The following is a 26,316-nucleotide window of genomic DNA, read 5'->3' as shown; positions in this document are numbered from 1 at the left end:
GTGCCATGCCCATTTTCGATAGCCCCTGTGGTTGCCGCATGCCGGGCCGGGCGTTAGCACAAGTCCGGCACGCAGAACGGAGGCACCCCATGCACCTGCACGACACCCGCACGATCGCGGCCGACCCCGCAACGGTTTTTAGCGCGCTTCTCGACCCCGCGGTCCTGTGCGCCTGCGTGCCCGGCGCGCAAGAGGTGACCGGCACCGCCGATGGCGGTTTCGAGGCGGTGGTGGTGCAAAAGGTCGGGCCGGTGAAGGCGACGTTCCGCGGCACCGTCACCCTCTCGGATCTGGTGCCGGGCGCGGGGCTGACCCTGACAGGTGAGGGCAAGGGCGGCGCGGCGGGCTTTGCCAAGGGCGGCGCCGAGGTCCGGCTTGCCCCCAGTGATATGGGCGGAACGCTGCTGTCCTACCGGGCCGAGGCGCGGGTGGGCGGCAAGCTGGCCCAGCTTGGCAACCGGATCATCGACGGGTTCGCTCGCAAGATGGCGGACCAGTTCTTTGACAACCTGCAAGCGCAGTTCACGGCCGAGGCCGACGAGGACCCGCAAGGGGCCAAAGAGGCCGCCCCGCCCCGCAAAACCTGGTTCGGGCGCGGCTGAGCGGGGCTGCATATTCGCTCTGTTCCCTTGCTGCGGCAGATTGTAGGGTTCCGGCCAGAACGGGACCAATACATGACGACCATTCTTTCGATCCGGGACTTGCGAAAATCCTATGCCGACGGGTTCGAGGCGCTCAAGGGCGTTTCGCTCGACATTCGCGAGGGTGAGATTCTGGCGCTGCTCGGCCCCAATGGCGCCGGAAAGACCACGCTGATCTCGACCATCTGCGGCATCACCACGCCGACATCGGGCAGCGTCACCGTGGGCGGGCACGATATTCAGGAGGAGTTCCGTGCCGCCCGGCAGATGATCGGGTTGGTGCCGCAGGAAATCGCGCTGGAACCCTTTGAAACGGTGATGAACACCGTCCGCTTTTCGCGCGGGCTGTTCGGCAAGCGCGCAAATGATGGCCGCATCGAGGAGGTGCTGCGCAAGCTGTCCCTCTGGGACAAGCGCCGCAACGCCATCAAGGAACTCTCGGGCGGGATGAAACGCCGGGTGCTGATCGCCAAGGCGCTGGCGCATGACCCGCGCGTGCTGTTCCTGGACGAACCCACCGCCGGGGTCGATGTGGAACTGCGCAAGGACATGTGGGAGATCGTGGCCGAGTTGAAGGCCGCCGGTGTCACCATAATCCTGACCACCCATTACATCGAAGAGGCCGAGGCCATCGCCGACCGCATCGGCGTCATCAACAAGGGCGAACTGCTGCTGGTCGAGGACAAGGCCAAGCTGATGGCGCGGATGGGCCGCAAACAGCTGGACGTGCTGCTGACCCGACCGATTTCCACGATCCCGGCCAGCCTCGCCCGTCACAACCTGTTGCTGGGCGCGGCGGGGGATGTGCTGATCTATACCTATGACACCCATGCCGACCGGACCGGGATCACCACGCTGTTGAACGACGTGGCCGAGGCCGGTCTAGTATTGCGCGACGTGGTGACCCGCCAATCGAGCCTGGAAGAGATCTTCGTCACCCTCGTCAAGGGAGAGACACAATGAACTGGGCCGCCATTGCCGCCATCTACCGGTTCGAAATGGCCCGGTTCTTTCGCACCCTGGCGCAGAGTTTCATTTCGCCGGTGCTCAGCACCTCGCTCTATTTCGTGGTGTTCGGCACCGCCATCGGCAGCCGCATCCAGGAAATCGAAGGTGTCTCTTATGGCGCGTTCATCGTGCCCGGGCTGATCATGCTGTCGGTGGTGATGCTGTCGATCTCGAACGCCTCTTTCGGGATCTACTTCCCGAAATTCCTCGGCACAGTCTATGAACTGCTCTCGGCGCCGGTCAATTTCATCGAGATCGTCATAGGTTATGTCGGCGCGGCGGCGACCAAGGCGCTGTTTGTGGGGCTGGTGATCCTGGTGACCGCCAGCTTCTTTGTCGACCTCAGGATCGAGCATCCCTTTGCCATGGCAGCCTTTCTGGTGCTGACCTGTCTCAGCTTCTCGCTGCTTGGCTTCATCGTCGGCATCTGGGCCAGCAATTTCGAACAGATGTCGCTGGTGCCGCAACTGGTGGTGACACCACTGATCTTTCTGGGCGGTACGTTTTACAGCATCTCGATGCTGCCACCGGTCTGGCAAACGGTGACCCTGTTCAACCCGGTGGTCTATCTGATCTCGGGGTTTCGCTGGTCGTTCTACGGGCTGGCCGATGTGCCCGTTGGGTTGAGCCTGTTAGCGATTGCCGGGTTCACGGGGCTGTGCCTGGCAGTGATCTGGTGGATCTTCCGGACCGGCTGGCGCATTCGCAGTTAAGAGGAGGAGCACGTTGCAAATATGCCCGTTCGCTGTGGGAAATGTGTTGCCGTCGCGTATCTGTCATGCCGCGCGTCTTGTTTGTCGGCAGGGCGCGCTCTACATCGGCTGCCATGACACTCGCCCTTCCGTTTAAGAAAAAGCCGCCTCTGGTGGCCGTGGTTCGCCTGTCCGGTGCGATTGGTCTCGCCGGGCGCGGGGCGCTGAACGACACCACGCTTGCCCCCATGCTGGAGCGCGCCTTTCGCAAGGGCAAGCCTGCCGCCGTTGCGCTGGAAATCAATTCGCCCGGCGGCTCGCCCGTGCAAAGCTCGCTGATCGGGGCGCGCATCCGGCGCCTGGCGACCGAGCATGAGATGCCGGTTTATGCCTTTGTCGAGGATGTTGCCGCCTCGGGCGGGTATTGGCTGGCCTGCGCCGCTGACGAGATCTGGGCCGATGACAGCTCGGTCCTGGGCTCGATCGGGGTAATCTCGGCCAGCTTCGGCGCGCATGTGTTCCTGGCGCGCCAAGGGTTCGAACGGCGGGTACACACGGCGGGCAAGTCGAAATCCATGCTCGACCCGTTCAGCCCGGAAAAGAAAGAGGATGTGACCCGGCTCAAGGGATTGCTGGGCGACATCCACCAGAACTTCATCACTCATGTCAAAGAACGTCGCGGCGACCGGCTGGATGCTACCGAAGACCTGTTCACCGGCGAGGTCTGGCTGGGCGCGCGGGCCCGCGATCTGGGGCTGATCGACGGTATCGCCCATCTGAAGCCCAAGATGCAGGAGCGGTTCGGCGACAAGGTGCGGTTCCGCCGCTATGGTATCCGCCGCCCGTTCTGGTCGCGCATCGGCGTGCATCTGGCCGAGGACGCCCTTGCCGGTATCGAGGAGCGCGCGGCCTTTGCGCGTTTCGGTCTCTGACATGCTGACAAAGATCGTCGCCCTTTTCCTGGTTGGCATGATGGTTCTCGCCATGTTCGGACGTTTGCGGTTTCCGGGCGCGTCCCGGTTGAAATCGGCAAAATGTCCGCGGTGCGGGCGCTACAGGATCGGCAAGGGCCCCTGTGCCTGTGGACATGGAGGCCGCGCATGATGCCATGGATCCTATCGGCGCTGGGGCTGGTCATCCTGCTTCTGGCCGGGGACGCGCTGGTACGGGGCGCGGTCAATCTCAGCCTGCGGCTGGGCGTGCCCGCGCTGATCGTCAGCCTGACGATCGTGGCCTTCGGTACCTCGGCGCCGGAGCTGCTGATCTCGATCAAGGCGGTGCTGGAGCATGCCCCGGGCATCGCACTGGGCAATGTGGTCGGTTCGAACACCGCCAACATCCTGCTGGTTCTGGGGGTTCCCGCGCTGCTGGCGACGCTGCACACCAGCGAATGCGACAGCCGTCGCAACTATGTGCTGATGATCCTTGCCTCGGTCCTTTTCATCGGCCTGGCCTTTTGCGGCACCTTTACCGCCACCAGCGGTCTGATCCTGCTGGCCGGTCTGGGATTGATGCTGGCCAATGCCTTTCGCGAGGCGCATGCCCATCGCAAGGCCTATGGCGACCCCTGTGCCGATGACGATCTGGAGGTGCTGGAAGAAGCCGACCCCGACATGCCCTGGTGGCGCATCGGCATCTATCTGCTGCTGGGTCTGATCGGGCTGCCGATGGGCGCGCATCTGCTGGTCGACAATGCCTCGATCATCGCGCGCACCTACGGGGTCAGCGAAACCGTGATCGGCCTGACACTGGTGGCTGTCGGTACCTCGTTGCCCGAACTGGCCACCACCGTTATGGCGGCGCTCAGACGTCAGGCGGATGTGGCGCTGGGCAATGTGATCGGGTCGAACATGTTCAACCTGCTGGCCATCATCGGTGTGGCTACGATGTTCGGCCCCATCCCGGTCGATCCGGAATTCCTGCGTTTCGACCTCTGGGTGATGTTGGCAGCCTCGCTGCTGCTTATCCCCTTCGTGTTCTTCAAGTGGGACATCACCCGCACCTGGGGGGTGTTCCTGACGGGTATCTACCTCGTCTATATCGTTGTCGTCCTCGTTTAGGCGACCCGCAACAGAGAGGAGCGGTCATGGCATTGGCGCTTGTCACCGGGGCAGGTATCCGTCTGGGCCGCGCTATGGCGCTGTATCTTGCCGGGCGCGGTCATGATGTGGCGGTGCACTATGCCCGCTCCGAGACCGATGCGGCCGAAGTTGTGGAGCGGATCCACCATTTGGGACGACGCGCCGTAGCACTTCAGGCCGATCTGCTGGACGAGGACCAGATGCAGGCCCTTTTGCCGCGCGCGAGCGAGGCGTTGGGCGGTCTTGTCACCTGCCTGGTCAACAATGCCTCGATCTTTGAATATGACAGCCTGTCCAGCGCCAGCCGTCATAGTTGGGATCGGCATATGGAAAGCAATCTGCGCGCGCCATTCGTACTGACCCAGGCGATGGCAGCACAGGGGTTGGAACCGATACTGGACGACAATGGCGAGCCGATGGCGAGCGGGCTGATCGTCAACATGATCGACATGCGGGTGCGCAAGCTGACACCGGAGTTCATGACCTACACGCTGGCAAAGGCCGCATTGTGGACCCTGACTCAAACCAGCGCTCAGGCGCTGACGCCGGCGATCCGGGTCAATGCGATCGGACCCGGCCCAACCCTGAAAGGTCACCGCCAGTCGCCAGAGCATTTCGCGGCGCAGCGGGCCAACACGATCTCGGGGCGCGGTTCGAACCCGCGGGATATCATCGCTGCTTTGGGATATTTCCTTGATGCCCCTGCGGTAACTGGACAGTTGCTTTGCGTCGATGGCGGGCAGCACCTGGGGTGGCGCACACCCGATGTTCTGGGGGTGGAATAGAGGTTTGCGCCGCGAGTTTTGCACCGGCGTCAGTCATGTTACGAAAGCGTTACAAAAACACCTTTGTTTTCATTGGCTTGCAGCGAATTAAAAAAGTTTTGTTTAGATTCAATATGTTGCATTGGTGCCTAATTTTTAGGCAACTCGGCAAACCGCCCGCGAAACAAGGGAAAATCCCGCGCGTCTTAAACTTGTCTTCAGACTTATCCACATAATCCGTGGATTTGTTTCCTCTTGAAACGGACGCCACAAGATTGCAGCGGGGTCCAGAGAATCATATCTCGGTCCCATGCAAGACACGAACCCGTCCCAACCTGATTCCCCGGTCACCGGATATGCCTGTATCCAGGACTATCTTCGCAGTCTGAGCGGCGCGCCGGGAGTCTACCGGATGCTCGATGCACAGGCGCGGGTGCTTTATGTCGGCAAGGCGCGCAACCTGCGCGCGCGGGTGTCGAACTATGCCCGCCCAGGCCATAGTCCGAGGATCGAGCGGATGATCCGCGAGACCGCCTCGATGATGTTCCTGACCACGCGCACCGAGACCGAGGCGCTGCTGCTGGAACAGAACCTGATCAAGCAGCTCAAGCCGAAATACAACGTGCTGCTCAGGGATGACAAAAGCTTTCCCAATATCCTGGTGGCCAAGGATCATCCCTTTGCCCAGATCAAGAAACACCGGGGCGCGAAGAAGGAGAAGGGCACCTATTTCGGCCCCTTCGCCAGTGCCGGTGCGGTCAACCGCACCCTGAACCAGCTGCAAAAGGCGTTCCTGCTGCGCAACTGCACCGACGCGGTATTCGACAGCCGCACCCGGCCCTGCCTGCTCTATCAGATCAAGCGGTGTTCGGGACCCTGCGTGGGGCTGATATCCGAGGCTGACTATGCCGCCGCCGTCAAGGATGCCGAACGGTTCCTCTCGGGCCGCTCGACCCGGGTGCAGGAGGAATTGGCCGAACAGATGATGGCCGCCTCCGAGGCGATGGAGTTCGAGCGCGCCGCCGCCCTGCGCGACCGGATCCGGGCCTTGACCACGGTGCAGGGCGCACAGGGCATCAACCCGCGCGGCGTGGCCGAGGCGGATGTGGTGGCGCTGCATCTCGAAAACGGCCAGGCCTGCGTGCAGGTCTTTTTCATCCGGGCAAACCAGAACTGGGGTAACCGCGATTTCTATCCTCGCGTGGGCGAGGACGTCTCGGCGGCCGAGGTGATGGAGGCGTTCCTGGGCCAGTTCTATGACAACAAGGAACCGCCCCGGCAGCTGATCCTGTCGGACGCGATCGAGAATGCAGACCTGATGACCGAGGCGCTGAGCGAGAAGGCCGGGCGCAAGGTGGAACTGCTGGTGCCCCAGCGCGGCGAAAAGGCAGAGTTGGTCTCGGGCGCGCTGCGCAACGCGCGCGAGTCGCTGGCCCGGCGCATGTCGGAAAGCGCGACCCAGGCCAAGCTGCTGCGCGGCCTGGCCGAGGCCTTCGACCTGGACGGCCCGCCAAAGCGGATCGAGGTCTATGACAACAGCCATATCCAGGGCACCAATGCGGTCGGCGGCATGATCGTGGCCGGACCTGAGGGGCTGATGAAGAACCAGTACCGCAAGTTCAACATCCGGGGCGACGACCTGACGCCGGGCGACGATTTCGGCATGATGAAAGAGGTTCTGACCCGGCGGTTTACAAGGCTGCTGAAAGAGGACCCGGACCGCGACAAGGGGCTGTGGCCCGATCTGTTGCTGATCGACGGCGGCGCCGGTCAGGTCAGCGCGGTGCAAGAAATCATGGTGGCGCACGGGGTCGAGGAAATCCCGATGGTCGGCGTCGCCAAGGGCATCGACCGCGACCACGGCAAGGAAGAGTTCCACCGCATCGGCCAGCACCCCTTTGCCCTGAAACGCAACGACCCGGTGCTGTATTTCATCCAGCGGCTCAGGGATGAGGCGCACCGGTTTGCCATCGGCACCCATCGCGCCAAGCGGGCAAAGGCGGTCAGCGCAACTCCGCTCGACGATATCCCCGGCGTCGGCGCCGCCCGCAAACGCGCACTTCTTGCGCATTTCGGCAGCGCCAAGGCGGTGAGCCGCGCCGATCTGGCCGACCTGACCGCGGTCGAAGGTGTCTCCGAGGGTCTGGCGCAGAAAATCTACGACTTCTTCCACGAAAGCTGACTTGCCATTTGCCTTGCCCTACGCTTGGCTGACGCGGGGAGGACGTTTCGATGACATTGATGCAGGGGTTTCCGCCAGCCGAGGGTGACCGCGCCACATTGGCGAACTGGCGCACCCGGCCCTATTCGGCCTGGGCGTTCCATCATGTGCGCGAGATCGTGCCCTCGGCGCTGATCGCCAACGCGCCGGGCGACGTGTGGGCGCTGGAGCAGGGCGCGCCGCTGCTTTCCGAGGATATGCTGAACGATATCCTCGCCCCTACCTGCACCGATGCGCTGGTTGTGCTGCATCGGGGCCGCGTGGTCCACGAGGTCTATCGCAACGGCATGGGGGCCGATGATCCGCATATCCTGATGTCGGTCTCGAAATCCATGCTGGGCCTTCTGGCCGGGATTCTGGCGGACAAGGGGCTGTTGGACCTGAACGCGGCGATCACCGATTATGTTCCCGAACTGGCAGCAACCGCCTATGCCGGCGCGACGGTGCGCCAGGCGCTGGATATGCGGGTGGGCGTCGCATTCTCCGAGGATTACACCGCCACCACCGGCCCGATCATCGCCTATCGCAAGGCGGCCAACTGGAACGTGGTCGAGCCGGGTGACACGGTACCCGATCTGCGCGGGTTCCAGCAGATGCTGACCGAGCGTGACGGCCCGCATGGCGGACGGTTTCACTATGTCTCGCCGGTGACCGACCTGCTGGCCTGGGTGATCGAACGGGCGGCGGGGCGGCGTTATGCCGACCTGATGTCCGAGCATCTCTGGCGGCCCATGGGCGCCCAGCAGGCGGCCTATATCACTGTCGACCGCATTGGTGGACCGCGCGCGGCGGGTGGCATGTGCGTCACCGCCCGCGATCTGGCGCGGGTGGGGCAGTTGATCTGCCAGGGCGGCGCGCGCGCGGATGGGCGTCAGGTTATCCCCGCCGACTGGCTGGACGATATCGCAACGCAGGGTGATCCCGAGGCCTGGGCGACCGGTGATTTCGCCGACCGTTTCCCGGAATATGACATGGTCTATCGCAGCAAATGGTATGTCCACCCCGGAGCCAAACCGCTGATCCATGGCATGGGCATCCACGGTCAATACCTCTTTGCCGATCCAGCCCGCGACCTCGTTGTGGCGTGGATGGCATCCGAGTCGGACCCAACCAGCGACCGCGCCTTTGGCCTGCGCTATCGCCTGATTGAACAGTTGCGCGCGGTTGTCTGAGAGATGTGGTACTTCTGTCCTCTTTCCCATTCGCTCGGGGCAGGATAAACCCGGCGCATGAAGTGGAACCTGCCCAATATCCTGACCCTGCTGCGCCTGCTTGCCGCGCCCGGCCTGGCCGTCATGTTTCTCTATTTCACACGGCCCTATGCAGACTGGTTCGCGCTAATCCTGTTTGTCTCTGCGGCGATCACCGACTGGTTCGACGGCTATCTGGCAAGGGCCTGGAAACAGGAAACCAAGATGGGTGCGATGATGGACCCGATCGCCGACAAGGCGATGGTGGTGATCGCGCTGATGATCCTTGTGGGCTATTCCACCGAACACTGGACGCCATGGCTGGTGCTGCCTGCCACGGTGATCCTGTTCCGCGAGGTCTTTGTCTCGGGCCTGCGCGAATATCTCGGCGATGTGGCCGGCACGCTCAAGGTCACCAAGCTGGCCAAGTGGAAGACCACCGCCCAGATGATCGCCATCGCGGTCCTGTTCAGTCAGGGCATTTTCGAACACTATCTGGTGATGTCCTCGTTCGGCATGGATCAGGGGATCGTCGATCAGATCATGGCGGGCGAGGTCGCGGACCTGCACGGCCTGCGTTGGAAGCTGGATGGCATGATCTGGTCCGGACGCGTGGGCCTGTGGCTGTTGTGGATCGCGGCGGCGCTGACATTGATCACGGGCTTTGACTACCTACGTAAAGCCATGCCGCACCTGAGGGAGACGCGCTGATGGATGTTCTCTATTTCGCCTGGGTCCGCGAGCGGATCGGTGTGCCGCGCGAGCGGGTCGAAACCGGGGCGCAGACCGTGGCGCAACTGGTCGAGGAGTTGCGCGCGCGCGAGCCGCGTTACGAGGCGGCCTTTGCCGACCTGACCGCCCTGCGGGTGGCGCTGGATCAGGATCTGGCCGATTTCGACGCATCGCTCAGCGGCGTGCGCGAAGTGGCCTTCTTTCCGCCGATGACCGGGGGCTGAGCCCGATGCGGGTGGTGGTCCAGAAGGAACCCTTTGACCTTGGCGCCGAGGCCAACGCCTTTGCCGCCGCCGATACAGGCATGGGCGCCATCGTGACCTTTACCGGCGTGGTGCGCGATCTGGCGCAGGGCGATCTGGATGTGATGGAGATCGAGCATTATCCGGGCATGACCGAAAAGGCGCTGACCAGGATCGCGACCGAGGCGCAGGAACGCTGGTCGCTGGGCGATGTGCTGGTAATCCACCGCTACGGGCGGTTGGCGCCCGGCGACCGGATCATGATGGTCGCCACCGCCGCACCCCATCGCAAGGATGCGTTCGAGGCCGCCGAATACCTGATGGACTATCTGAAATCCCGCGCTCCGTTCTGGAAAAAGGAAATCACCGGGACTGGCGCAGGCTGGGTCGCTGCCAAGGACGAAGACGAAGACGCCCTGACCCGCTGGTAGGCGCCCCGCGACGGTCGCTCAGCCGTGATGATGGCGTAGCTCTTCGGCCTCTTGCCGGGCGGCGCGCAACCCGTCCATGGCAGCGCCCAGTTCTGCCTCGGTCTGGGTTAGCTGATTGGTCAGCTCGGCCTCGCGCTGTTGCAGATAGGTGATCGCCTGATCGCGGGCCTCTTCGGCCTCGTGCAATTCCTGGCTCATCCGGTCCAGATCGGCCACATCACTTTGCCGCACGCGGGTAAACCGGTGCACCAGCCAGTTCGCGAACCATCCCATGGAAAAGGCCACGAACAGGATGATGGCGGTGGTGATGATGAATTCGGTTCTGTTCACTTACTGATCCTCCCCGGTGGCCCCGGTGGTGCTCTGTTCGGTATCCGCATCGCCGGATTGCTCTGCCTCGACCTGTTCCAGCGCCGTGGTGTGTTCGTCTGCCTGTTCCGGTCGGATCAGGCGGAATTCGATGCGGCGGTTGGCTTCGCGACCATCCTCGGTCCCGTTATCGGCGATCGGTTGGCTTTCGCCATAACCGACGGCGGCATAGCTGGCGGTCAGCACCCGGCGCGCGCGTAGCTCGTTCAGAACCGACTGTGCGCGCGCCTGGCTAAGCTGCTGGTTCATCTCTTCGCGGCCCTGACTGTCGGTATGACCCTGGATTTCCAGCCGGATCGGTCCGCAGCTCTGCAACAGCTCCGCGATCCGGTCCATCGTGCCCGAGGCACTGGCCGTAATGGTGGCAGAGCCGGGTTCAAAGGCGATCTTGTCATTCGCCTGCACCTCGGCCAGCAGAGCCTCGCACCGGTCGGCGTCCAGGCTGGTTTCTGCGGGTTCTGGCGGCGCCTCATAGGCGATTTCCAGATCGAAGCTCTGGTTCTCACCCAGCTTGTCGGCCAGCAGGCGGGCGATCTCGGCGCTGGCCTCTTCCAAATGGCTGGTACCGCGCAGGACAACCAGATCAGGAGTTACCACAAGAGCGCCCTTGCTGAGCGTCGCCAGCGCCTCGAGGCCGGCCAACACCCTGACGGGCCAGTCGGCCGGCAGATCGGGAACGATCCGGGCGGCGGTATAGACCGCAGCTGCGCCGAACGCCGCCTTAGCATAGCTGTCCACCATCTCGCGGGCATAGTCGCTGCCAAGGCGACCGCGCAGTTGCACCAGCCCCTCTGGGCTTAGTGTGGCGGTAAACTCGGGCGGGCCAACTGTTTGCTTGGTTTCTGGCTCGGGCAAGACCGCATGCAAGGCAAACACATCTGGCAGCCCGGTTTCCAACTCTCCGACCACGCGGTCGAACAGGGCTGGGTCGGTGCCCTGCGCAACGACCAGCGTGATGTCGGCATCCGCGATGGTCACCGTGCCCCGGCCCAGTTCGGCCAGTGCGGCAAGGCTCAACTCGGCCGCCTTGGCCCAGCGGGGCGACGGTACGCCCATCCCGATGGTGCACGAAGCATTGCCCTGCATCCCGGCATTGCGGGCGGCGGTCAGGATACGGTCGCGGGCGGCCTCGGTGTCGGCGGCGCAGGCATCGAAGCGGGCACCCTCCTCGTCGATCAGGAACCGCAGGGTAAACGGCGTCAGCACCGGACGCGGTGCCGCGATATCAAGGCCGATCCGCAGCGAAGGCGGCGCGGCACGGTTCAGCGCCTGTTCCAGCCGTTTCTTGTCGGCGCCGCTGTCCGATATGGCGCGCACGGTCACCCGTCCGGCGCTGACCGAGATTTTCGAACGCGGCAGCATACCCAGCGCGACCACCGCGTAATCGAGAGCATCCTGCCAGCCTTCGGGGACGGGATAGCTGGCGGTTTCCAGCAGATCGGCCACTTGCTGCCCGTCGGCCAGCCGTTTCAGCGAGGTCAGAAGCGCCTTCCGGTTCATCGAGGCGGGAACCAGCCCGATGATCGAGACACCGGAATCATTGCGCAGGATTTCGATGGAGAATTTCGGAGCCGCCATGCCCGCTGACGGTCGCACCTGCATCAGGTCGATCACGCGCGATGCGTCAACCTCGCCTCCGACCACCGACAGCGCGTTGAACCGCGTCGCCTCGTCGGGCGCCATGCCGGTCAGCTTGACCTGCAACCCATCGGCCTCGACCTCGGCCCAGTTGTGCCCCTTGAGGTCCAAGGCGCGGCGCACGGCGATTTCCGAGCTTTCCTCGACAGCGGACACCGCAAAACTGGCGGCGACACCGCACAGCGCCGCAGCCAGAACAAAGGTCAGCGCGACCACAAGGGTCAGGGGAAGTCGCATGAGCAGGTCGTGTCTCTCCGGTCTTTGGCAGAGTTCTTAACTCTCAAGGGTCGGGGGTGCAATCATGCGAGCAGTGCAACCAGAAAGAAGATGAGCGGAATCAGGCCGGTGTCGCGATTGACCCGGAACAGCTGCAACAGTTTGCCATTGTCGTTCAGGTCCAGTCCACGCAGTTGCCAGGCCATGTGCCAGCCCATCGCCCAGGGTCCCGCCAGCGCCAGGACCAGCGCCAGGATCGAGGCATCTGGCAGCGCGGCCTCGATCACCGCGATCCCCATCAGGCTGACGGTTGCGACCAGGAAATAGGCCATCCATCGCGGCGTCTGGTCGCCAAACAGCCGGGCAGTGGACTTGACCCCGATCAGCGCGTCATCCTCGGTATCCTGATGCGCATAGATCGTGTCATAGAACAGCGTCCAGGCGATGCCCGCCACATAAAGGAACACCGCCCCCCATCCCAGCGAGCCGGAATGCGCTGTCCAGGCCAGTAGCGCGCCCCAGTTGAACGCCAGCCCCAGAAACACCTGCGGCCACCAGGTGAAGCGTTTCGCATAGGGATAGATCGCCACCGGCAACAGCGACAGCACGCCCATGGCAATGGCCGCCCGGTTGAACGTCAGCAGGATCATCAACGCCAACAGCGCCTGCGCCACCATCCAGACCACCGCCATCCGGACGCTCACCTGCCCCGAGGGGATCGGGCGCGAGCGGGTCCGTTCGACCCGACCGTCGAAATCGCGATCGGTGATATCGTTCCAGGTACAGCCCGCGCCCCGCATCAGGAACGCGCCCATGCTGCAACCGACAGCAATCCACAGATCGCCCCAGCGCGCATCCTGCCCGTCAAGCATGGCCAGCGACAATCCCCACCAGCAGGGGATCAACAACAACCAGGTGCCGATGGGCCGATCGGCCCGACTCAGCCGCAAATAGGGGCGCGACCAGGCCGGTGCATGGATATCGACCCAGTTGCCGGTCACCGCATCTGCGACCTGACCGTCTGGCGTTGGGGCTTGGCCTTGCATATGTAGTCTTTCATGAGTGCAAAGATCAGACTGTATGTAGAGCAGGCGCTGGGCCAGGGGCAACCGGTTCCAGTGTCGCGCGACCAGGCGCATTACCTCTTCGGGGTGATGCGGCTAGACGTGGGCGCCGCCGTGGCACTGTTCAACGGGCGTGACGGCGAATGGCTGGCCCAGGTGACCGAGGCTGGCAAACGCGGCGGTACGCTGGTCTGCGAGACGCAGACCAGACCGCTTCAATTGCCCCCCGATCTCTGGCTGCTGTTCGCTCCGATCAAGAAGGCGCGCACCGATTTCATCGTCGAGAAAGCGGCCGAGATGGGGGCGGCCCGGATCGTGCCGGTGCAGACCGATTTCACCAATTCCGAACGCATCCGCCAAGACCGGCTCCAGGCCCACGCCATCGAGGCCGCCGAACAATGCGGCGGCACCTTCGTGCCCGAGGTGACGGATCTCCAAAAACTCTCCCGCCTGCTGGATCATTGGCCCGCCGACCGGCAACTGATGTTCTGCGACGAGGCCGAGGCCGGGTCCGCCCTGCGCCTCACCTCCGAGACGCGGGGCAAACCCTGGGCCATCCTGATCGGCCCCGAAGGCGGCTTCTCCGAAGCCGAGCGCAAGCGTCTGCACACAATGACCGAGGCCCATGTGGTCAGCCTTGGCCCCCGTATCCTGCGCGCCGATACGGCGGCGGTGGCAGCCATGACCCTGTGGCAACAAGCGCTAGGGGATTGGGCATGAGCTTCGTCCGACCCGAAGCGCGCGCCGCGCTGTGGCGCTGGCGTGAGGTGCTCGCAGGGCTTGCGCTGGTCCTTCTTGGGTTCAGCTGGATCGCGGGACCGGGTGGTCTGTTGGGCTGGACCGGGTGGCCGGTCGCGGCGGCCGGCGTGATACTGGCGGTCGTCGGGGTCCAGCGCGCACGGTTCCGCACCGGTGGTGGCGGGCCCGGAATCGTGCTGCTGGACGAGGGCGAGATCACCTATATGGGGCCGCTCGGCGGCGGTTCGGTCGCTTCGTCCGAGATCGAGCGGCTGACCTTTGACCCGACGGCCACCCCGCCGCATTGGTTGCTGGAACAAAAGGGGCGCGACGTGCTTGCCATCCCGGTCAATGCCGAGGGGGCCGAGGCCCTGTTCGACAGTTTTTCGGCGTTGCCCGGTCTCAGGACCGAGCGCATGCTGAGCGCATTGAATACCGAAGCCCGCCATGCGGTGGTGATCTGGGAACGTACGCCTTCACGTCCCGCGGCGCTGCCTTTGCACTGATCCGGCCAGGGTGTTGCATCGTTTCCGGTGATGGGCTGGCCAACACAACCGCGTGAGTTTCTGCCCCCCGTTCCATTGACACTTGCGTCAAATGTGCCACTTGTCGGCAGATCGAGTAAAGCCAAGACGGAGCCCGAGCATGTCCATTCCCCAGTCCGGCGGCGGACCGATCGAACGCCATGAACAGCTGGCCGAATACCTTGCCTCGGGCTGCAAGCCCAAGTCCGACTGGCGTATCGGCACCGAGCACGAGAAATTCGGCTACTGCAAGGACACGCTGAAACCGCTCCCTTACGAGGGCGAGCGCTCGATTCTCGCCGTGCTCCAGGGTCTGCGCGACCTGCACGGCTGGGCCCCGCTGGAAGAGGGCGGCAAGCTCATCGGCCTGACCAAGGACGGCGCCAATGTCAGCCTTGAACCGGGTGGGCAGCTGGAACTCAGCGGCGCACCGGTGGAAACCATCCACCAGACCTGCGACGAGGTGAACGACCACCTGCGCGATGTCAAGGATATCGCCGACAAGATCGGCGTCGGCTTCATCGGCCTTGGCGCCGCGCCGATCTGGACCCATGACCAGATGCCGCTGATGCCCAAGGGCCGCTACAAGCTGATGGACAACTACATGCAACAGGTGGGCACTTCGGGCACCACCATGATGCGCCGCACCTGCACGGTGCAGGTGAACCTCGATTTCTCCTCCGAGACGGACATGGTGCAGAAACTGCGTGTCGCCATCGCGCTGCAACCGGTGGCCACCGCGCTGTTTGCCAATTCCCCCTTCCTCGAAGGCAAGCCCAACGGCCACAAGAGCTGGCGCGCCCGCGTCTGGCGGCATCTCGACAACGACCGCACCGGAATGGTGCCCTTCGTGTTCGAAGAGGGGTTCGGGTTCGAACGGTGGGTGCAATACGCGCTCGATGTACCGATGTATTTCGTCTACCGCGACGGCGCGTATATCAACGCGCTGGGCCAATCCTTCCGCGATTTCCTCAAGGGCCAATTGCCCGCGCTGCCGGGCGAGACGCCGACGCTGTCCGACTGGGCCGATCACCTGACCACGCTCTTCCCCGAGGCGCGGATCAAGAAATTCATCGAGATGCGCGGCGCTGACGGTGGCCCTTGGCGCAGGCTTTGTGCGCTGCCCGCCTTCTGGGTCGGGCTTATGTACGACCAGTCCGCGCTCGATGCCGCCTGGGACCTTGTCAAGGGGTGGGATGCCGAGACCCGTGAGACATTGCGAGTAGAGGCCAGCCGTCAGGGTCTTCAGGCACAGGCTGGTGACATCGGCATGCACGATCTCGCGCGCGAGGTGCTGGCGATCTCAGAGGCCGGGCTGAAGGCCCGCGCCCGCCCTGGCGCCGGCGGCATGGTCCCGGACGAGACCCACTTCCTGAGCGCGCTGAGGGACAGCGTCGAAACAGGCAAGGTCCCCGCCGACGAACTGCTCGACCATTACAACAGCGACTGGAACGGCGACCTGAGCCAGATCTACGCACAATACAGCTATTGACTGCCCCCGGCGGCCAGTTGCCTTTTCGGGCAGAGTCCTTGCTTGACGAGCGCAGTTCGCGCGCCATATCCGGCTAGGCTGTCAGTTGCGAGCTGGCCGCGTCAGTACGACCAAAATTCTGGGCGTTTTGGTCCAAATAGGCCTCCATACTAGCGTCGACGATAGACCACTGTTTCGAAATCGTCCGGAAACGAGGAGGCGCATCATTGCTGCAACGTTATTTGACCGTCTGGGAGGAGCGGACGGTATCCGACGCATCGTCGGTGTACTTGTCGATAATCACGCCAAAAACCCTGTCGTGGCGCCACGATTTGCGGGAAGCGATATGAAGAACCTCAAGAAAATGGCCGGAGATTTCTTCATAGCTGGCTCTGGCGTGCCCGAGATTTATACGGGCAAGGACATGATTGCGGCCCACAAGCACATGAATATCAGTGGAGACGAGTTTGTCGCAGTTCTCGACGATGCGATGAACGCTCTGCAAGCGAACAATGTTGGTCAGCGGGAACAAGAAGAAGTCTTGTTTAATTTGTACAGCCTCAAAGATCAGGTCGTCGGAATCTGACTGTCTCGACACCGCGGCAACCCTGGGCATCTGTCTATGAATTGCCTGGTGAATGATGCTTACGCGCTGCTGATATTCGAACATTGCGCGATAGGCCCCTCTATTCTACATGCCGTGGCCTTGTGGACGGTTCTGCTACAGACTGCCCTACCCGCACACTACAAAACGCGACCGGCGGCAGTATGCACTGCCGCCGATCCTTGTTCCGGAAACCGGACTCAGTTCTGCAGTTCAGCCGGGCTCTTCGCGGCGATGTCGGTCCAGTTGGTGTCGGCTTTCACGATAAAGCCGGAGATGTCTTCTTCCCACTTGGCCTGGATCTCGTCGGACAGGTTCAGGTACAGTTGGCCGTCAACGATCTTCCAGTTGTCCGGGTCTCCATCGAACTTGAAGCCCATCGCTGCGCCGAAGGCGCAATAGCCGCCATAAGCCGGCAGATAGGCTTCCGGGTTTGCCTCGAACGCCGCCTTGTTCTCGTTGTTGGCAAAGCGATAGGTGGCGTCATGATAGACCGAGGTGATCTTCCAGTCGCCTTCAGTGGCTTCGCCCACGGTGAAATAGGCCACCGGGTCATAGCCTTGCAGCGCCAGTCCGGTCGAGCTTGCGTTCAGTTCGACACCGGCTGCCAGGGCCGACCCGGCCAGCGTCAGCGACAGGGCGACGCCGCCGATGAAAGATTTGAGAGTGTTCATTCTATGTGCCTTTCGCGTTGATGGCCCCTTGGCGGTCTATGCGCTGTAAGGGCCCTTTGATCCCGCACGGCGTAATGCGCCGTGGTGACCCCGATCTGGGAGGTCCCCCGATCACGTTCAAAGCAACTCTTTTTGAGTGGGCGTGTTGTGTCGGTGAGCACGCCGGGGACAGCAGGACCTAGCCCCGGTTTCCCTCGCGGCGCAACTGGCTAAGGAAGGTGATGACCTTGTCCAGCGGCATCTCGCAGGGCGCCAGCCGCGGCCCCGCGGTCAGGTCGTAGAAACAAAGGCTGATGTAATCGTTGCCGCCGCGCTCATGCGCGACCAGCTTGATCGAGCGACCAGCGGCAAAGACGGTCTTGCTGACTAGATAGTGCTTGCCACCAGACTGACCGTAATGCGTTCCCAGCGGCCAGTTCCGCAGGCAGGTCAGTGCCGTCGGGATGGGGCTCAACTGGATTTCTGTCCGATGCGCGGCTCGGTGCCGGCCTTGAGGCGGGCGATATTGGCGCTGTGACGCCAATAGACGAGCAGGGTCAACGCGATGCCCAGGAACAGCGTCGTGCCATGGCCAAGAAAGACCAGCCACAGCGTCGAGCTGGCCGCCGCTGCCAGGGCACTGAGTGACGAAATACGGGTGACAAAGGCTACCACCAGCCAGGTCAGACAGCAGGCGATGCCGACAGGCCAGGCCAACGCCAGCCACAGACCCAGAAAGGTGGCGACTCCCTTGCCACCCTTGAAGCCCAGCCAGACCGGATAGCAATGGCCCAGGAACGCTGCCAGCGCCGCCAGTTGTGCGGCATCCTCGCCAGCGAACACCCGCGCCAGCAACACCGCCACCGCCCCTTTACCGCCGTCCAATAGCAGGGTCAGTGCCGCCGCCTTCTTGCTGCCGGTGCGCAGCACGTTGGTGGCACCGATATTGCCCGAACCGATCTGGCGAAGGTTGCCCAGACCCATGATGCGTGACAGCAGAAGTCCAAAGGGGATCGAACCCAGACCGTAGCCGATCAAGGCCCAGAGGATCAGCGCATTGGTGGCGGTATCGATTGGGGGCATCAGTCTCTCCGATAGACGGGCAGGCCCGCGACATAGGTTGCCAGCACCCTACCTTGCATCCGCTGGCCGTCAAACGGAGTGTTCTGCGATTTCGATTTCAGCGTGAACCGGTCCAGTACAAAGGGTACATCCGGGTCGAACAGCACCAGATCGGCGGGCGCCCCCGCGCTCATCCGTCCCGACGCCAGCCCCAGCCGCCGCGCCGGGTTCAGCGCCATGGCCCGGAACAGGGTCGGCAGGTCCAGTTGGCCCGCGTGGTAAAGCCTGAGTGCCGCTGGAAGCAGGGTTTCCAGCGCCACCGCGCCACTGGCGGCCTCCTCAAAGGGCAGTCGCTTGCTTTCCTCGTCCTGTGGTGTGTGCATGGAACTGATCGTGTCGATCAGGCCCGTGCGCACCGCCTCGATCACCGCCTGCCGGTCGTCCTCGCTGCGCAAGGGCGGCTTGACCTTGAAGAAGGTGCGATAGCCCGACACATCCAGTTCGTTCAGCGTCAGGTGATGGATCGAGGTTCCAGCGGTGATGTCCAGCCCGTTCTTCTTGGCCCGTTCCAGCGCGGGCAGGGCGCGCGCGGTGGTGATCTGGTCGGCGTGGTATTTTGCCCCGGTCATCTCCAACAGCGCGATATCCCGGTCCAGACCCATCCGTTCCGCCATGGGCGACACGGCGGGCAGGCCATAGAGTGCCGCGAACTTGCCGCTGGTGGCTGCCGCCCCCTCGCTCAGCCCCGGTTCCTGCGGATGCGCGATCACCAGAGCGCCGCAGGACCTGGCATAGGTCAGCGCGCGGGAAAACACCTTGGTATTGGCGACCACATGGTCGCAATCGGTGAACGCCACCGCGCCCGCATCCAGCAGGAAGCCGATCTCGGTCATCTCGCGGCCTTGCCGCCCCTTGGTCAGTGCCGCCATCGGCAGCACGTTGACCGGCGTATCGGCCTGCGCCCGGCGGGTGACAAACTCCAGCGCCTCGGGCGTGTCGATGGCCGGGTGAGTGTCGGGCCGGGTGATGATGGTGGTGACACCGCCCGCCGCCGCTGCAAGTCCTGCGGATTTAAAGCTCTCCTTGTGGCGCTCGCCCGGCTCGCCCACCTTGACCCCGATATCGACGATGCCGGGGGCCAGGCACTTGCCGCCGCAATCGACCACCTCGACATGCTCGGGCACGCCGATCTCGTGGCCCTGCGCCACGATCCGCCCGCCCTCGACCAGCAACGCACCGCGTTCGTCGGTGCCTGCCTCGGGGTCGATCAGCCGGGCATTGGTGAAAAGGATGTTGCTCATGTCATCGCCCTTTCGATGGCGGCCTTGGTAGCGGCCGGATCCGCCTGATACTTGATCAGGTGCTTGTCACCGCCCTTGGTGATCACCTGCACATAGCTGCCCATGGTGCGCACCATTTCGATCTGGTTGAGCGGCACGCGGGGGCCGGGCCCGCTGAGCGTGCCCCCGGAGATTTCCCAGACCACCGCCAGTTCCTCGGAAGCGAGGTACCAGCCGCGCAGGGCAATCGCGGCCAGACCCGCTGGAGCGCCGGTCCAGATATAGGGGTTGCCCAATGCCCAGAGCACGGCCATGGCGCCACCCATGGCGATTGCCGCCATCCATGTGTGGTTGCGCAGATAGGCCTGCCGGTCTGCAACAAAGCGGATCACAGGATCAGCCATGCCAGCCCCACGATGATCAGTGACATGATGATGGCAAACAGGGCGAAGCCGATATTGCGTGCCTTGCGCCGTGCCGCGCGCGGAGAAAGGCGGGGCGCGGAATGGGGCAGGGCGCTGGCGGTCTCTATCGGGGTGCCGGTCCAGTCGGTTCCGGCCTCGCGATACGTCCCGATGGGTTTGAGCACCGCCGGCAGCGGCAGGTCCAGCGCCCGCCCGCCAAAGGCCCGGCTGCGCAGCATCAGCACCCAGCCAGTGCGCGCCCGCAAGTCCGCTCGGTCGAACTGATCCTCGGGCACGCCCAGCCCCTCGGTCAGGTATCCGTCCAGGCCCAACTCTTCGAGGTCAGAGATCGGAAAGACTTCGACATGATCCATGTCGAGCGTCTCGGCCCCCAATAGCTGCGCCACCGCACCCGGCTCTTGCAGGAACCGCGCCTCTTCGGGCCGCATGTCGAGGGAATAGAGCCGGATCACGCCGTGTTCGGTTGCGGAAACGTCCAGCCGGGTCATGCGGCCTCGCGCTGGTTGCGGGCCAGCAGCTCCATCGCCGCCATACGCACGGCGACGCCCATTTCCACCTGTTCCTGGATCACCGAGCGGTTGATGTCGTCGGCCAGTGTTCCGTCGATCTCGACCCCCCGGTTCATTGGGCCGGGATGCATCACGATGGCGTCCGCCTTGGCGAGGCCGAGTTTGTCGCGATCCAGCCCGTAGCGGTGGTAGTATTCGCGCTCGGACGGGATGAAGCCGCCATCCATCCGCTCGCGCTGAAGGCGCAGCATCATTACCACATCGACGTCTTTCAGGCCCTCGCGCATGTCGTCATAGACCTCGGCGCCGAACTCGGCGAACTGGCCGGGAACCAGCGTTGGCGGGCCGATCAGGCGGATCCGGTTTTCCATCTTGCCCAGCAGGATCAGGTTCGAGCGGGCAACGCGGCTGTGCGCGATGTCGCCGCAGATGGCGATGTTCAGCCGGTGCAGCCGCCCCTTGGCCCGGCGGATCGTCAGCGCATCCAAGAGCGCCTGGGTCGGGTGTTCGTGCCGCCCGTCGCCCGCGTTCAGCACCGCGCAATTGACCTTCTGCGCCAGCAGGTCCACGGCGCCCGAATGCGGATGCCGCACGACAAGCAGGTCAGGATGCATCGCGTTCAATGTCATCGCGGTGTCGATCAGGGTTTCGCCCTTCTTGATCGAGCTTGCCTGCATCGACATGTTCATCACATCCGCTCCCAGCCGCTTGCCCGCCAGTTCGAAACTGGCCTGCGTGCGGGTGGAGTTTTCAAAGAACATGTTGATCTGGGTCAGCCCCGACAGCACGTCGGAATGCTTGGCCGATTGCCGGTTCAGGGCCACATAGGTCTCGGCCAGGTCCAGAATGGCGGTGATATCGGCGGGAGACAGCTGTTCGATGCCAAGCAGGTGTCGGTGGGCAAATGACATGGGCGGCTCCGGTCAGGCGATTGCGCCGCTTATAGAAAGGGTGCGGTCTGGGGGCAATACGGCCCTTCGCCTCAGTCGGCGGGCGCGCAGCCGCCCTCGGGCAGGCAGATCTCGCCCGGTTTGCACCATTTGCCTTGTCCGCAATCGACCGCCAGCTGCGGGACACAGCCCCGTTCGGCCGAGCATTTGAAGCCGGGCCTGCATTGCGATCCGGTCTCTTCGCAAAGGAACCAGCCGACGCGACTGCACCCGCCACCGGGCAGGCATTGAGTGCCTGCCGGGCAGACCCGCCCGTCCTTGCAGGGTGTGTTTATCGGAGTTTCCAGCTCGCGCGTTGTGATAGGAACACATCTGCCACTGACGGTGCAGGTCATGCCGGGGCCGCAGGTCAGGCCCGATTGGCAGCTGCCGTCTCCCTTGGGGGCGCAGCGGGTACCACCCGCCACACATTGCTCGAACGGGCCGCACGAGCGCCCGCCGCCGCAATAAGTCGCGCCCAGGGGGATGCAATAGCCGTCCCAGGAACAGGTCTGCGCCCCTGAACAACAGCTTGTCGCACCACACCGCAAGGTTCCGGGCGGGCAATCTGCGGTTGCGGCGCCAGCAGGCAGCGTGACGCAGAACCAGAGCAGAACGGGCAACAGCAAGAGGTGGACGCGGGACATGACCCCATGCTCGACCCCGTCGCGCGCGCTGTCCAGCCCAATCCGCTTTCCCTTGCCGCAGGGACGGTTAGATTGGGGGCATGGAATCGGCACTTGACCCTCATACCGCGCTGGCCCTGCTGCAATGGCAGGTCGAACTGGGTGTGTCCGAGACGATCATGGATGCGCCGCTGGATCGCTATGCGCTGACCGACACCGAACCGCGCCAGTCGGTGCATGCGACGCCCGATCCGCGTCGCCCGGCAATGTCCGCGCCGCCTCCCAAGGCGCCCGAGGTCGATCCGGCCCAAGAAGCTGCGCACGCCGCGCATGCGGCAGCTTCGCTCGATGCCTTGCGTGCTGCGCTGGCCGAGTTCGAGCATTGCGACCTGAAGCGCGGGGCCCGCAATCTGGTCTTTGCCGATGGGGCGCCCGGTGCGCGGGTGATGATCATTGGCGAGGCTCCGGGCCGTGACGAGGATCGCGAGGGCCGTCCCTTTGTCGGCCGGGCCGGGCAGTTGCTGGACCGGATGCTGGCGGCGATCGGTCTCAGCCGGTCGGAGAGCGTCTATATCACCAACGTCCTGCCATGGCGGCCCCCGCAGAACCGCGACCCGTTGCCGGTGGAAATCGGCATGATGAAGCCGTTTCTGGAACGGCATGTGGCATTGGCCAAGCCCGAGGTGCTGGTGTTGATGGGCAATATCAGCTGCGAAACGGTGCTGGGCCGACGCGGGATTACCCGGTTGCGCGGGCAATGGACCCAAGCCATGGGCCTGCCGGTGCTGCCGATGTTTCATCCGGCCTATCTGCTGCGTCAGCCGCAGATGAAGCGGCAGGCCTGGGTCGATCTGCTGGAGCTTCAGGCGAAGCTGAGGGAGGCGTGATGCGCATTCTGGCCTTTTCCGATCTGCACATGGCGCGCGCCCGGGCCGCCGATCTGGTTGCCGCCAGTCTTGAGGCCGATCTGGTCATCGGGGCGGGCGATTATTGCAACGGGCGGCAGGGCCTGGATCAGGCGATGGCCATGCTGGCCGGGATCATGGTGCCGCTGGTGCTGGTGCCCGGCAATGCCGAAAGCGCCGACGAGCTGCGCGCTGCCGCCCCCGATGGTGCCCATGTGCTGCACGGCTCTGGCGCGCGCATCGACGGGTTGCGCCTGTTCGGTGTGGGATACGGTGTGCCGCCCACCCCCTTTGGCGACTGGTCCTGCGACCTGACCGAGGGCGCGGCGGCCGAATTGCTCGACCGCTGCACAGGTGCCGATATCCTGATCACCCATTCGCCGCCCAAGGGGATCGGCGATGTGACCGGAACCGGGCTTTCGGTCGGGTCGACCGAGATCCGCGACGCCATCGAACGGGTCCAGCCCCGGCTGGCGCTGTGCGGTCATATCCATGACAGCTGGGGGGCTGAGGGCATGATCGGGCGCAGCCGGGTCGTCAACCTTGGCCCCACCGTGAACTGGTTCGAGATACCGGCATGATCGATCCGGTCACCTTGCTTACATTCGTTCCCGCCGCGCTCGCGCTGAACCTGACACCGGGGGCCGACATGATGTTTTGTCTCGGGCAGGGGCTGCGCGCGGGTCCACGCGCGGGCTGGGCCGCCAGCGCCGGGATTTCGGCGGGTGGCATGGTGCATGTTTCGATCGCGGGACTGGGTCTGGGGGCTGCGGTACAGGCGATGCCCTGGCTGTTCGACGTGATCCGCTGGGTCGGGGTTGCCTATCTGCTCTGGCTGGCCTGGGGCGCGTTGCGGCAAGAGTTCAGCGCATCCGAGGTGCCGATACGCCCGGCGCGCCGCGCCTTTCGTGACGGGATGCTGGTAAACCTCACCAACCCCAAGGTGATCCTGTTCGTGCTTGCCTTCATCCCGCAATTCATCGACCCGGCTGCCGGACCGATCCTGATGCAATTCCTGACCTTTGGCCTTGTAATCGCGATCGGCGGATTCATCGTCAACGGCATGGTGGGTCAGTTCGCTGGCGGATTGGGCAGACGGTTGACCGGCGATCCGCGATTGGGCCGTCTGCTCAGCCGCTTTACCGCCGGCATTTTCGCCGCGCTGGCGCTGCGGCTTGCCTTGCTAGAAAGGACCTGATCCCTTGTCCCGCATCGACGAAAGCCTCGATTTCATCCCGGTCCGTATCGCGGTGCTGACCGTGTCGGATACCCGCTCGCTGGAGGAAGACCGCTCGGGCCAGACCCTGGTCGACCGGATCGCGCGGGCAGGTCATGTGCTGGCCGACCGGCGCATCATCCGGGACGAACGCGCCCAGATTGCCGACCAGCTGCGCGCCTGGGTTGCAGACCCCGAGATCGACGTGATCATCTCGACCGGCGGCACCGGCCTGACCGGGCGCGACGTGACCGTCGAGGCCCATCGCGACGTCTATGAAAAAGAGATCGAGGCCTTTGCCACCGTCTTTACCCTGATCTCGATGGAAAAGATCGGTACCTCGGCGGTACAGTCACGCGCCACGGGTGGTGTGGCGGGCGGCACTTATCTGTTCGCATTGCCCGGCAGCCCCGGTGCCTGCAAGGATGCCTGGGACGGAATTCTGGAAAAACAGCTGGATTATAGGCACCGGCCCTGCAATTTCGTGGAAATCATGCCCAGACTGGACGAACATCTGCGACGGAAATAGCTTTGCGACCCGTTCAAGCACTTGGGGCTTGGCGTTTTTCCATGCGCTGCTAGTTCTGTTACAGTGCGATCCTGAGCGAGCGGGGTGCGAAAACCGATGCGATTTTTGCGGCAGAGCCTTTTGGGTGTCTTTCTGGCCTCGGTGGCGCTTGCCCTGCTGATCTGGGCCGGACAGCTGGTGATGGAGGCGGTGCAAACCAGAATGGCCGGTGACCGCAAGCCGCCGGCCGCGCGCGAACGGGTCTTTGCGGTCAATGTGCAGCGTGCCGAATATGGCACCGTCACCCCGGTTCTCGAAGCCTTCGGTCAGGTCCAAAGCCGGCGCACGCTGGAACTGCGCGCCGCGATGGGCGGGCGGGTGATCGGCCTGTCGGACAATTTCGTCGAGGGCGGCACGGTCGCTATGGGCGAGGTGCTGGTGCGCATCGACCCGGCCAAGCCGCAGACCGAGCTGGACCGCGCGCGATCCGACCTGATGGATGCCGAGGCCGAGGAACGCGATGCCGCAAGGGCGCTGATCCTGGCCGGTGACGAGTTGCAGGCCGCCGAGGATCAGTCGGCCTTGCGGGCCCAGGCGATGAAGCGGCAACGGGACCTGGTGGAACGCGGCGTCGGCAGCGCCGCCGCCGCCGAGACCGCAGAGCTGGCCGATGCCCAGGCGCGGCAAGCCGTATTGGCGCGGCGCATCGCGGTGGCCCAGGCCGAGGCGCGCGTGGATCAGGCAGCGACCCGTCTGGCCCGCGCCCGGCTGGCGCTGGAACAGGCCGAACGCGACCTGACCGAAACCGAGGTGACAGCCCGGTTCGACGGCACGCTCAGCGGCGTGACTCTCGTCGAGGGGCGGCTGGTGGCGGTGAACGAGAAGTTGGCCGAACTGATCGACCCCGACGCGCTCGAAGTGGTGTTCCGCGTCTCGACGGCCCAGCATACGCGGCTGCTGGATGCGGCCGGTCGTTTGATTGGTGCTGCAGTCGAGATCGAGTTGGATGTGGCGGGGGCCGATCTGACCGCCACCGGCACTGTCAGCCGCGACAGCGCGGCAGCGGGCGAGGGACAGTCGGGCCGGGTGATCTATGCCCGTCTCGATGCGGCGCCGGGGTTCAAGCCCGGCGATTTCGTCACCGTCCGTGTCGAGGAACCGCCGCTGGCCGACGTGGTCCGCCTGCCGGCCTCGGCGCTGGACGCGGCGGGCACGGTGCTGGTTCTGGACAGTGAGGACCGGCTGGAACAAGTGCCGGTCACCTTGATCCGGCGGCAGGGTGATATGGTGCTGATCCGGGGTGAGGGGCTGGCCGGGCGCGAGGTGGTGCTGGGCCGCACGCCGCTGCTTGGCCCCGGCATCCGGGTCCGTCCCCTGAGGGACGAGGCGCAGGCGGGCAGCCCCGATCTGTCGATGCTGGAACTGAGCGACGAACATCGTGCCCGGCTGGTGGCGCTGGTCGAAGCCAACGAGCGGATGCCCTCTGAAGTGAAGGCCAAGGTGCTGGGCCAGCTCGCCGAAACCCGCGTTCCCGCCGGGCTGGTGGCCCGGCTGGAAGACCGGGCCGGGGGCTGATC

30 protein-coding genes and 1 pseudogene are annotated in these 26,316 nt (G+C 64.2%); 20 read left to right on the top strand and 11 right to left on the bottom strand.

Features of this window, described 5'->3' with window-relative positions:
* The first annotated feature begins 89 nt into the window (after positions 1 to 89).
* The 11 genes and pseudogenes from MB818_RS05300 (at position 90) to MB818_RS05250 (ending at position 10,002) form a co-directional block, all read left to right on the top strand.
* Positions 90 to 602 carry an SRPBCC family protein gene (locus MB818_RS05300; protein ID WP_238904224.1) on the top strand — a complete coding sequence of 171 codons (513 nt, stop codon included), beginning with the start codon at positions 90 to 92 and terminating at the stop codon, positions 600 to 602.
* Positions 603 to 674: 72 nt separating this feature from the next.
* The gene (locus MB818_RS05295; RefSeq protein WP_238904222.1) at positions 675 to 1,604 is read left to right on the top strand and encodes an ABC transporter ATP-binding protein; all 930 of its coding nucleotides are present in this window, start codon (positions 675 to 677) and stop codon (positions 1,602 to 1,604) included.
* Positions 1,601 to 2,362, top strand: a complete 762-nt coding sequence (locus MB818_RS05290; RefSeq protein ID WP_234137162.1) for an ABC transporter permease — start codon at positions 1,601 to 1,603, stop codon at positions 2,360 to 2,362. Before MB818_RS05295 ends, MB818_RS05290 begins: the two co-directional genes overlap by 4 nt.
* Before the next feature lie 113 nt (positions 2,363 to 2,475).
* Positions 2,476 to 3,273, top strand: a complete 798-nt coding sequence (locus tag MB818_RS05285) for a S49 family peptidase (RefSeq protein WP_234176266.1) — start codon at positions 2,476 to 2,478, stop codon at positions 3,271 to 3,273.
* A gap of 168 nt (positions 3,274 to 3,441) precedes the next feature.
* Complete coding sequence (locus MB818_RS05280; RefSeq protein WP_238904220.1) at positions 3,442 to 4,401, top strand: calcium/sodium antiporter; 960 nt, start codon at positions 3,442 to 3,444, stop codon at positions 4,399 to 4,401.
* Positions 4,402 to 4,418: 17 nt separating this feature from the next.
* Positions 4,419 to 5,207, top strand: a pseudogene (locus MB818_RS05275) (SDR family oxidoreductase); the annotation flags it as partial.
* A gap of 289 nt (positions 5,208 to 5,496) precedes the next feature.
* Entirely contained in the window at positions 5,497 to 7,368 is a 1,872-nt protein-coding gene (gene uvrC / locus MB818_RS05270) for an excinuclease ABC subunit UvrC (RefSeq protein WP_238904218.1), read from the top strand.
* A gap of 50 nt (positions 7,369 to 7,418) precedes the next feature.
* Positions 7,419 to 8,579, top strand: a complete 1,161-nt coding sequence (locus tag MB818_RS05265) for a serine hydrolase domain-containing protein (RefSeq protein ID WP_238904216.1) — start codon at positions 7,419 to 7,421, stop codon at positions 8,577 to 8,579.
* Positions 8,580 to 8,636: 57 nt separating this feature from the next.
* Positions 8,637 to 9,308, top strand: a complete 672-nt coding sequence (pgsA, locus tag MB818_RS05260) for a CDP-diacylglycerol--glycerol-3-phosphate 3-phosphatidyltransferase (RefSeq protein WP_234165567.1) — start codon at positions 8,637 to 8,639, stop codon at positions 9,306 to 9,308.
* Positions 9,308 to 9,553, top strand: coding sequence for a molybdopterin converting factor subunit 1 (gene moaD / locus MB818_RS05255; protein WP_234162818.1), 246 nt, complete (start codon positions 9,308 to 9,310; stop codon positions 9,551 to 9,553). Before pgsA ends, moaD begins: the two co-directional genes overlap by 1 nt.
* 5 nt (positions 9,554 to 9,558) lie before the next feature.
* Positions 9,559 to 10,002 (top strand): molybdenum cofactor biosynthesis protein MoaE, encoded by a 444-nt coding sequence (locus MB818_RS05250; RefSeq protein WP_234162817.1) that lies wholly within the window; start codon positions 9,559 to 9,561, stop codon positions 10,000 to 10,002.
* A gap of 18 nt (positions 10,003 to 10,020) precedes the next feature.
* Here MB818_RS05250 and MB818_RS05245 read toward each other — a convergent pair whose 3' ends face one another.
* From MB818_RS05245 to ubiA, 3 genes are all read right to left on the bottom strand, one after another.
* On the bottom strand, positions 10,021 to 10,332 hold the full coding sequence (locus tag MB818_RS05245) for a hypothetical protein (protein ID WP_011049311.1): 312 nt from the start codon (positions 10,330 to 10,332) through the stop codon (positions 10,021 to 10,023).
* Positions 10,333 to 12,246, bottom strand: a complete 1,914-nt coding sequence (locus MB818_RS05240) for an OmpA family protein (protein ID WP_238904214.1) — start codon at positions 12,244 to 12,246, stop codon at positions 10,333 to 10,335. It abuts the gene before it with no gap.
* 62 nt (positions 12,247 to 12,308) lie between these two features.
* Complete coding sequence (gene ubiA / locus MB818_RS05235) at positions 12,309 to 13,271, bottom strand: 4-hydroxybenzoate octaprenyltransferase (RefSeq protein WP_238904212.1); 963 nt, start codon at positions 13,269 to 13,271, stop codon at positions 12,309 to 12,311.
* Between the two features lie 12 nt (positions 13,272 to 13,283).
* Between ubiA and MB818_RS05230 the strand changes: the two genes are divergently transcribed.
* The 4 genes from MB818_RS05230 (at position 13,284) to MB818_RS22040 (ending at position 16,608) form a co-directional block, all read left to right on the top strand.
* On the top strand, positions 13,284 to 14,009 hold the full coding sequence (locus tag MB818_RS05230; protein ID WP_238904210.1) for a 16S rRNA (uracil(1498)-N(3))-methyltransferase: 726 nt from the start codon (positions 13,284 to 13,286) through the stop codon (positions 14,007 to 14,009).
* Positions 14,006 to 14,533 carry a hypothetical protein gene (locus tag MB818_RS05225; RefSeq protein WP_234137174.1) on the top strand — a complete coding sequence of 176 codons (528 nt, stop codon included), beginning with the start codon at positions 14,006 to 14,008 and terminating at the stop codon, positions 14,531 to 14,533. Before MB818_RS05230 ends, MB818_RS05225 begins: the two co-directional genes overlap by 4 nt.
* Positions 14,534 to 14,672: 139 nt before the next feature.
* Positions 14,673 to 16,043: a glutamate--cysteine ligase gene (locus tag MB818_RS05220; RefSeq protein WP_234137175.1), complete on the top strand. Its 1,371-nt coding sequence runs from the start codon at positions 14,673 to 14,675 to the stop codon at positions 16,041 to 16,043.
* A gap of 85 nt (positions 16,044 to 16,128) precedes the next feature.
* Positions 16,129 to 16,608, top strand: coding sequence for a group I truncated hemoglobin (locus MB818_RS22040; protein WP_369426322.1), 480 nt, complete (start codon positions 16,129 to 16,131; stop codon positions 16,606 to 16,608).
* Positions 16,609 to 16,826: 218 nt separating this feature from the next.
* On the opposite strand, the gene MB818_RS05210 is transcribed toward MB818_RS22040, so the two are convergent.
* The 8 genes from MB818_RS05210 to MB818_RS05175 form a co-directional block, all read right to left on the bottom strand.
* Positions 16,827 to 17,300 (bottom strand): YHS domain-containing (seleno)protein, encoded by a 474-nt coding sequence (locus MB818_RS05210; RefSeq protein WP_234162815.1) that lies wholly within the window; start codon positions 17,298 to 17,300, stop codon positions 16,827 to 16,829.
* Positions 17,301 to 17,478: 178 nt separating this feature from the next.
* A complete protein-coding gene (locus tag MB818_RS05205; RefSeq protein WP_234142487.1) occupies positions 17,479 to 17,754 on the bottom strand; it encodes a hypothetical protein in 276 nt (91 codons plus the stop codon).
* Positions 17,751 to 18,362 carry a glycerol-3-phosphate 1-O-acyltransferase PlsY gene (plsY, locus tag MB818_RS05200; protein WP_238904208.1) on the bottom strand — a complete coding sequence of 204 codons (612 nt, stop codon included), beginning with the start codon at positions 18,360 to 18,362 and terminating at the stop codon, positions 17,751 to 17,753. Before plsY ends, MB818_RS05205 begins: the two co-directional genes overlap by 4 nt.
* Complete coding sequence (gene pyrC / locus MB818_RS05195; protein ID WP_234137180.1) at positions 18,362 to 19,642, bottom strand: dihydroorotase; 1,281 nt, start codon at positions 19,640 to 19,642, stop codon at positions 18,362 to 18,364. The genes plsY and pyrC overlap by 1 nt, the downstream gene beginning before the upstream one ends.
* Entirely contained in the window at positions 19,639 to 20,025 is a 387-nt protein-coding gene (locus MB818_RS05190; protein ID WP_234137181.1) for a hypothetical protein, read from the bottom strand. The genes pyrC and MB818_RS05190 overlap by 4 nt, the downstream gene beginning before the upstream one ends.
* On the bottom strand, positions 20,010 to 20,534 hold the full coding sequence (locus MB818_RS05185) for a hypothetical protein (RefSeq protein ID WP_234176285.1): 525 nt from the start codon (positions 20,532 to 20,534) through the stop codon (positions 20,010 to 20,012). Before MB818_RS05185 ends, MB818_RS05190 begins: the two co-directional genes overlap by 16 nt.
* The gene (locus tag MB818_RS05180) at positions 20,531 to 21,466 is read right to left on the bottom strand and encodes an aspartate carbamoyltransferase catalytic subunit (RefSeq protein ID WP_234176287.1); all 936 of its coding nucleotides are present in this window, start codon (positions 21,464 to 21,466) and stop codon (positions 20,531 to 20,533) included. Before MB818_RS05180 ends, MB818_RS05185 begins: the two co-directional genes overlap by 4 nt.
* A 71-nt stretch (positions 21,467 to 21,537) precedes the next feature.
* Positions 21,538 to 22,131, bottom strand: coding sequence for a scavenger receptor class F, member 2 (locus MB818_RS05175; RefSeq protein ID WP_234176289.1), 594 nt, complete (start codon positions 22,129 to 22,131; stop codon positions 21,538 to 21,540).
* An 80-nt stretch (positions 22,132 to 22,211) separates the two neighbouring features.
* On the opposite strand from MB818_RS05175, the gene MB818_RS05170 reads away from it, so the two are divergent.
* The 5 genes from MB818_RS05170 (at position 22,212) to MB818_RS05150 (ending at position 26,314) form a co-directional block, all read left to right on the top strand.
* On the top strand, positions 22,212 to 22,997 hold the full coding sequence (locus MB818_RS05170; protein WP_234165580.1) for a uracil-DNA glycosylase: 786 nt from the start codon (positions 22,212 to 22,214) through the stop codon (positions 22,995 to 22,997).
* Complete coding sequence (locus MB818_RS05165) at positions 22,997 to 23,596, top strand: metallophosphoesterase family protein (RefSeq protein ID WP_238904206.1); 600 nt, start codon at positions 22,997 to 22,999, stop codon at positions 23,594 to 23,596. The genes MB818_RS05170 and MB818_RS05165 overlap by 1 nt, the downstream gene beginning before the upstream one ends.
* Positions 23,593 to 24,213, top strand: a complete 621-nt coding sequence (locus MB818_RS05160; RefSeq protein WP_234216112.1) for a LysE family translocator — start codon at positions 23,593 to 23,595, stop codon at positions 24,211 to 24,213. The genes MB818_RS05165 and MB818_RS05160 overlap by 4 nt, the downstream gene beginning before the upstream one ends.
* 4 nt (positions 24,214 to 24,217) lie before the next feature.
* A complete protein-coding gene (moaB, locus tag MB818_RS05155; RefSeq protein ID WP_234137188.1) occupies positions 24,218 to 24,760 on the top strand; it encodes a molybdenum cofactor biosynthesis protein B in 543 nt (180 codons plus the stop codon).
* 96 nt (positions 24,761 to 24,856) lie between these two features.
* A complete protein-coding gene (locus MB818_RS05150; RefSeq protein WP_234142501.1) occupies positions 24,857 to 26,314 on the top strand; it encodes an efflux RND transporter periplasmic adaptor subunit in 1,458 nt (485 codons plus the stop codon).
* The last annotated feature ends 2 nt before the right edge of the window (positions 26,315 to 26,316 follow it).

The sequence above is a fragment of the Ruegeria alba genome (assembly GCF_022321465.1).
Classification (GTDB): domain Bacteria; phylum Pseudomonadota; class Alphaproteobacteria; order Rhodobacterales; family Rhodobacteraceae; genus Ruegeria_B; species Ruegeria_B alba.
This window is presented reverse-complemented; position numbering and strand designations above follow the sequence as displayed.

What these genes read in the sequence shown, in the direction of transcription:
- MB818_RS05300 (WP_238904224.1), top strand. Translation starts at nt 90, where the DNA reads ATGCACCTGCACGACACCCGCACGATCGCGGCCGACCCCGCAACGGTT.
- MB818_RS05295 (WP_238904222.1), top strand. Translation starts at nt 675, where the DNA reads ATGACGACCATTCTTTCGATCCGGGACTTGCGAAAATCCTATGCCGAC.
- MB818_RS05290 (WP_234137162.1), top strand. Translation starts at nt 1,601, where the DNA reads ATGAACTGGGCCGCCATTGCCGCCATCTACCGGTTCGAAATGGCCCGG.
- MB818_RS05285 (WP_234176266.1), top strand. Translation starts at nt 2,476, where the DNA reads ATGACACTCGCCCTTCCGTTTAAGAAAAAGCCGCCTCTGGTGGCCGTG.
- MB818_RS05280 (WP_238904220.1), top strand. Translation starts at nt 3,442, where the DNA reads ATGATGCCATGGATCCTATCGGCGCTGGGGCTGGTCATCCTGCTTCTG.
- uvrC (WP_238904218.1), top strand. Translation starts at nt 5,497, where the DNA reads ATGCAAGACACGAACCCGTCCCAACCTGATTCCCCGGTCACCGGATAT.
- MB818_RS05265 (WP_238904216.1), top strand. Translation starts at nt 7,419, where the DNA reads ATGACATTGATGCAGGGGTTTCCGCCAGCCGAGGGTGACCGCGCCACA.
- pgsA (WP_234165567.1), top strand. Translation starts at nt 8,637, where the DNA reads ATGAAGTGGAACCTGCCCAATATCCTGACCCTGCTGCGCCTGCTTGCC.
- moaD (WP_234162818.1), top strand. Translation starts at nt 9,308, where the DNA reads ATGGATGTTCTCTATTTCGCCTGGGTCCGCGAGCGGATCGGTGTGCCG.
- MB818_RS05250 (WP_234162817.1), top strand. Translation starts at nt 9,559, where the DNA reads ATGCGGGTGGTGGTCCAGAAGGAACCCTTTGACCTTGGCGCCGAGGCC.
- MB818_RS05240 (WP_238904214.1), bottom strand. Translation starts at nt 12,246, where the DNA reads ATGCGACTTCCCCTGACCCTTGTGGTCGCGCTGACCTTTGTTCTGGCT.
- ubiA (WP_238904212.1), bottom strand. Translation starts at nt 13,271, where the DNA reads ATGCAAGGCCAAGCCCCAACGCCAGACGGTCAGGTCGCAGATGCGGTG.
- MB818_RS05230 (WP_238904210.1), top strand. Translation starts at nt 13,284, where the DNA reads ATGAGTGCAAAGATCAGACTGTATGTAGAGCAGGCGCTGGGCCAGGGG.
- MB818_RS05225 (WP_234137174.1), top strand. Translation starts at nt 14,006, where the DNA reads ATGAGCTTCGTCCGACCCGAAGCGCGCGCCGCGCTGTGGCGCTGGCGT.
- MB818_RS05220 (WP_234137175.1), top strand. Translation starts at nt 14,673, where the DNA reads ATGTCCATTCCCCAGTCCGGCGGCGGACCGATCGAACGCCATGAACAG.
- MB818_RS05210 (WP_234162815.1), bottom strand. Translation starts at nt 17,300, where the DNA reads ATGAACACTCTCAAATCTTTCATCGGCGGCGTCGCCCTGTCGCTGACG.
- plsY (WP_238904208.1), bottom strand. Translation starts at nt 18,362, where the DNA reads ATGCCCCCAATCGATACCGCCACCAATGCGCTGATCCTCTGGGCCTTG.
- pyrC (WP_234137180.1), bottom strand. Translation starts at nt 19,642, where the DNA reads ATGAGCAACATCCTTTTCACCAATGCCCGGCTGATCGACCCCGAGGCA.
- MB818_RS05190 (WP_234137181.1), bottom strand. Translation starts at nt 20,025, where the DNA reads ATGGCTGATCCTGTGATCCGCTTTGTTGCAGACCGGCAGGCCTATCTG.
- MB818_RS05185 (WP_234176285.1), bottom strand. Translation starts at nt 20,534, where the DNA reads ATGACCCGGCTGGACGTTTCCGCAACCGAACACGGCGTGATCCGGCTC.
- MB818_RS05180 (WP_234176287.1), bottom strand. Translation starts at nt 21,466, where the DNA reads ATGTCATTTGCCCACCGACACCTGCTTGGCATCGAACAGCTGTCTCCC.
- MB818_RS05175 (WP_234176289.1), bottom strand. Translation starts at nt 22,131, where the DNA reads ATGTCCCGCGTCCACCTCTTGCTGTTGCCCGTTCTGCTCTGGTTCTGC.
- MB818_RS05170 (WP_234165580.1), top strand. Translation starts at nt 22,212, where the DNA reads ATGGAATCGGCACTTGACCCTCATACCGCGCTGGCCCTGCTGCAATGG.
- MB818_RS05165 (WP_238904206.1), top strand. Translation starts at nt 22,997, where the DNA reads ATGCGCATTCTGGCCTTTTCCGATCTGCACATGGCGCGCGCCCGGGCC.
- MB818_RS05160 (WP_234216112.1), top strand. Translation starts at nt 23,593, where the DNA reads ATGATCGATCCGGTCACCTTGCTTACATTCGTTCCCGCCGCGCTCGCG.
- MB818_RS05150 (WP_234142501.1), top strand. Translation starts at nt 24,857, where the DNA reads ATGCGATTTTTGCGGCAGAGCCTTTTGGGTGTCTTTCTGGCCTCGGTG.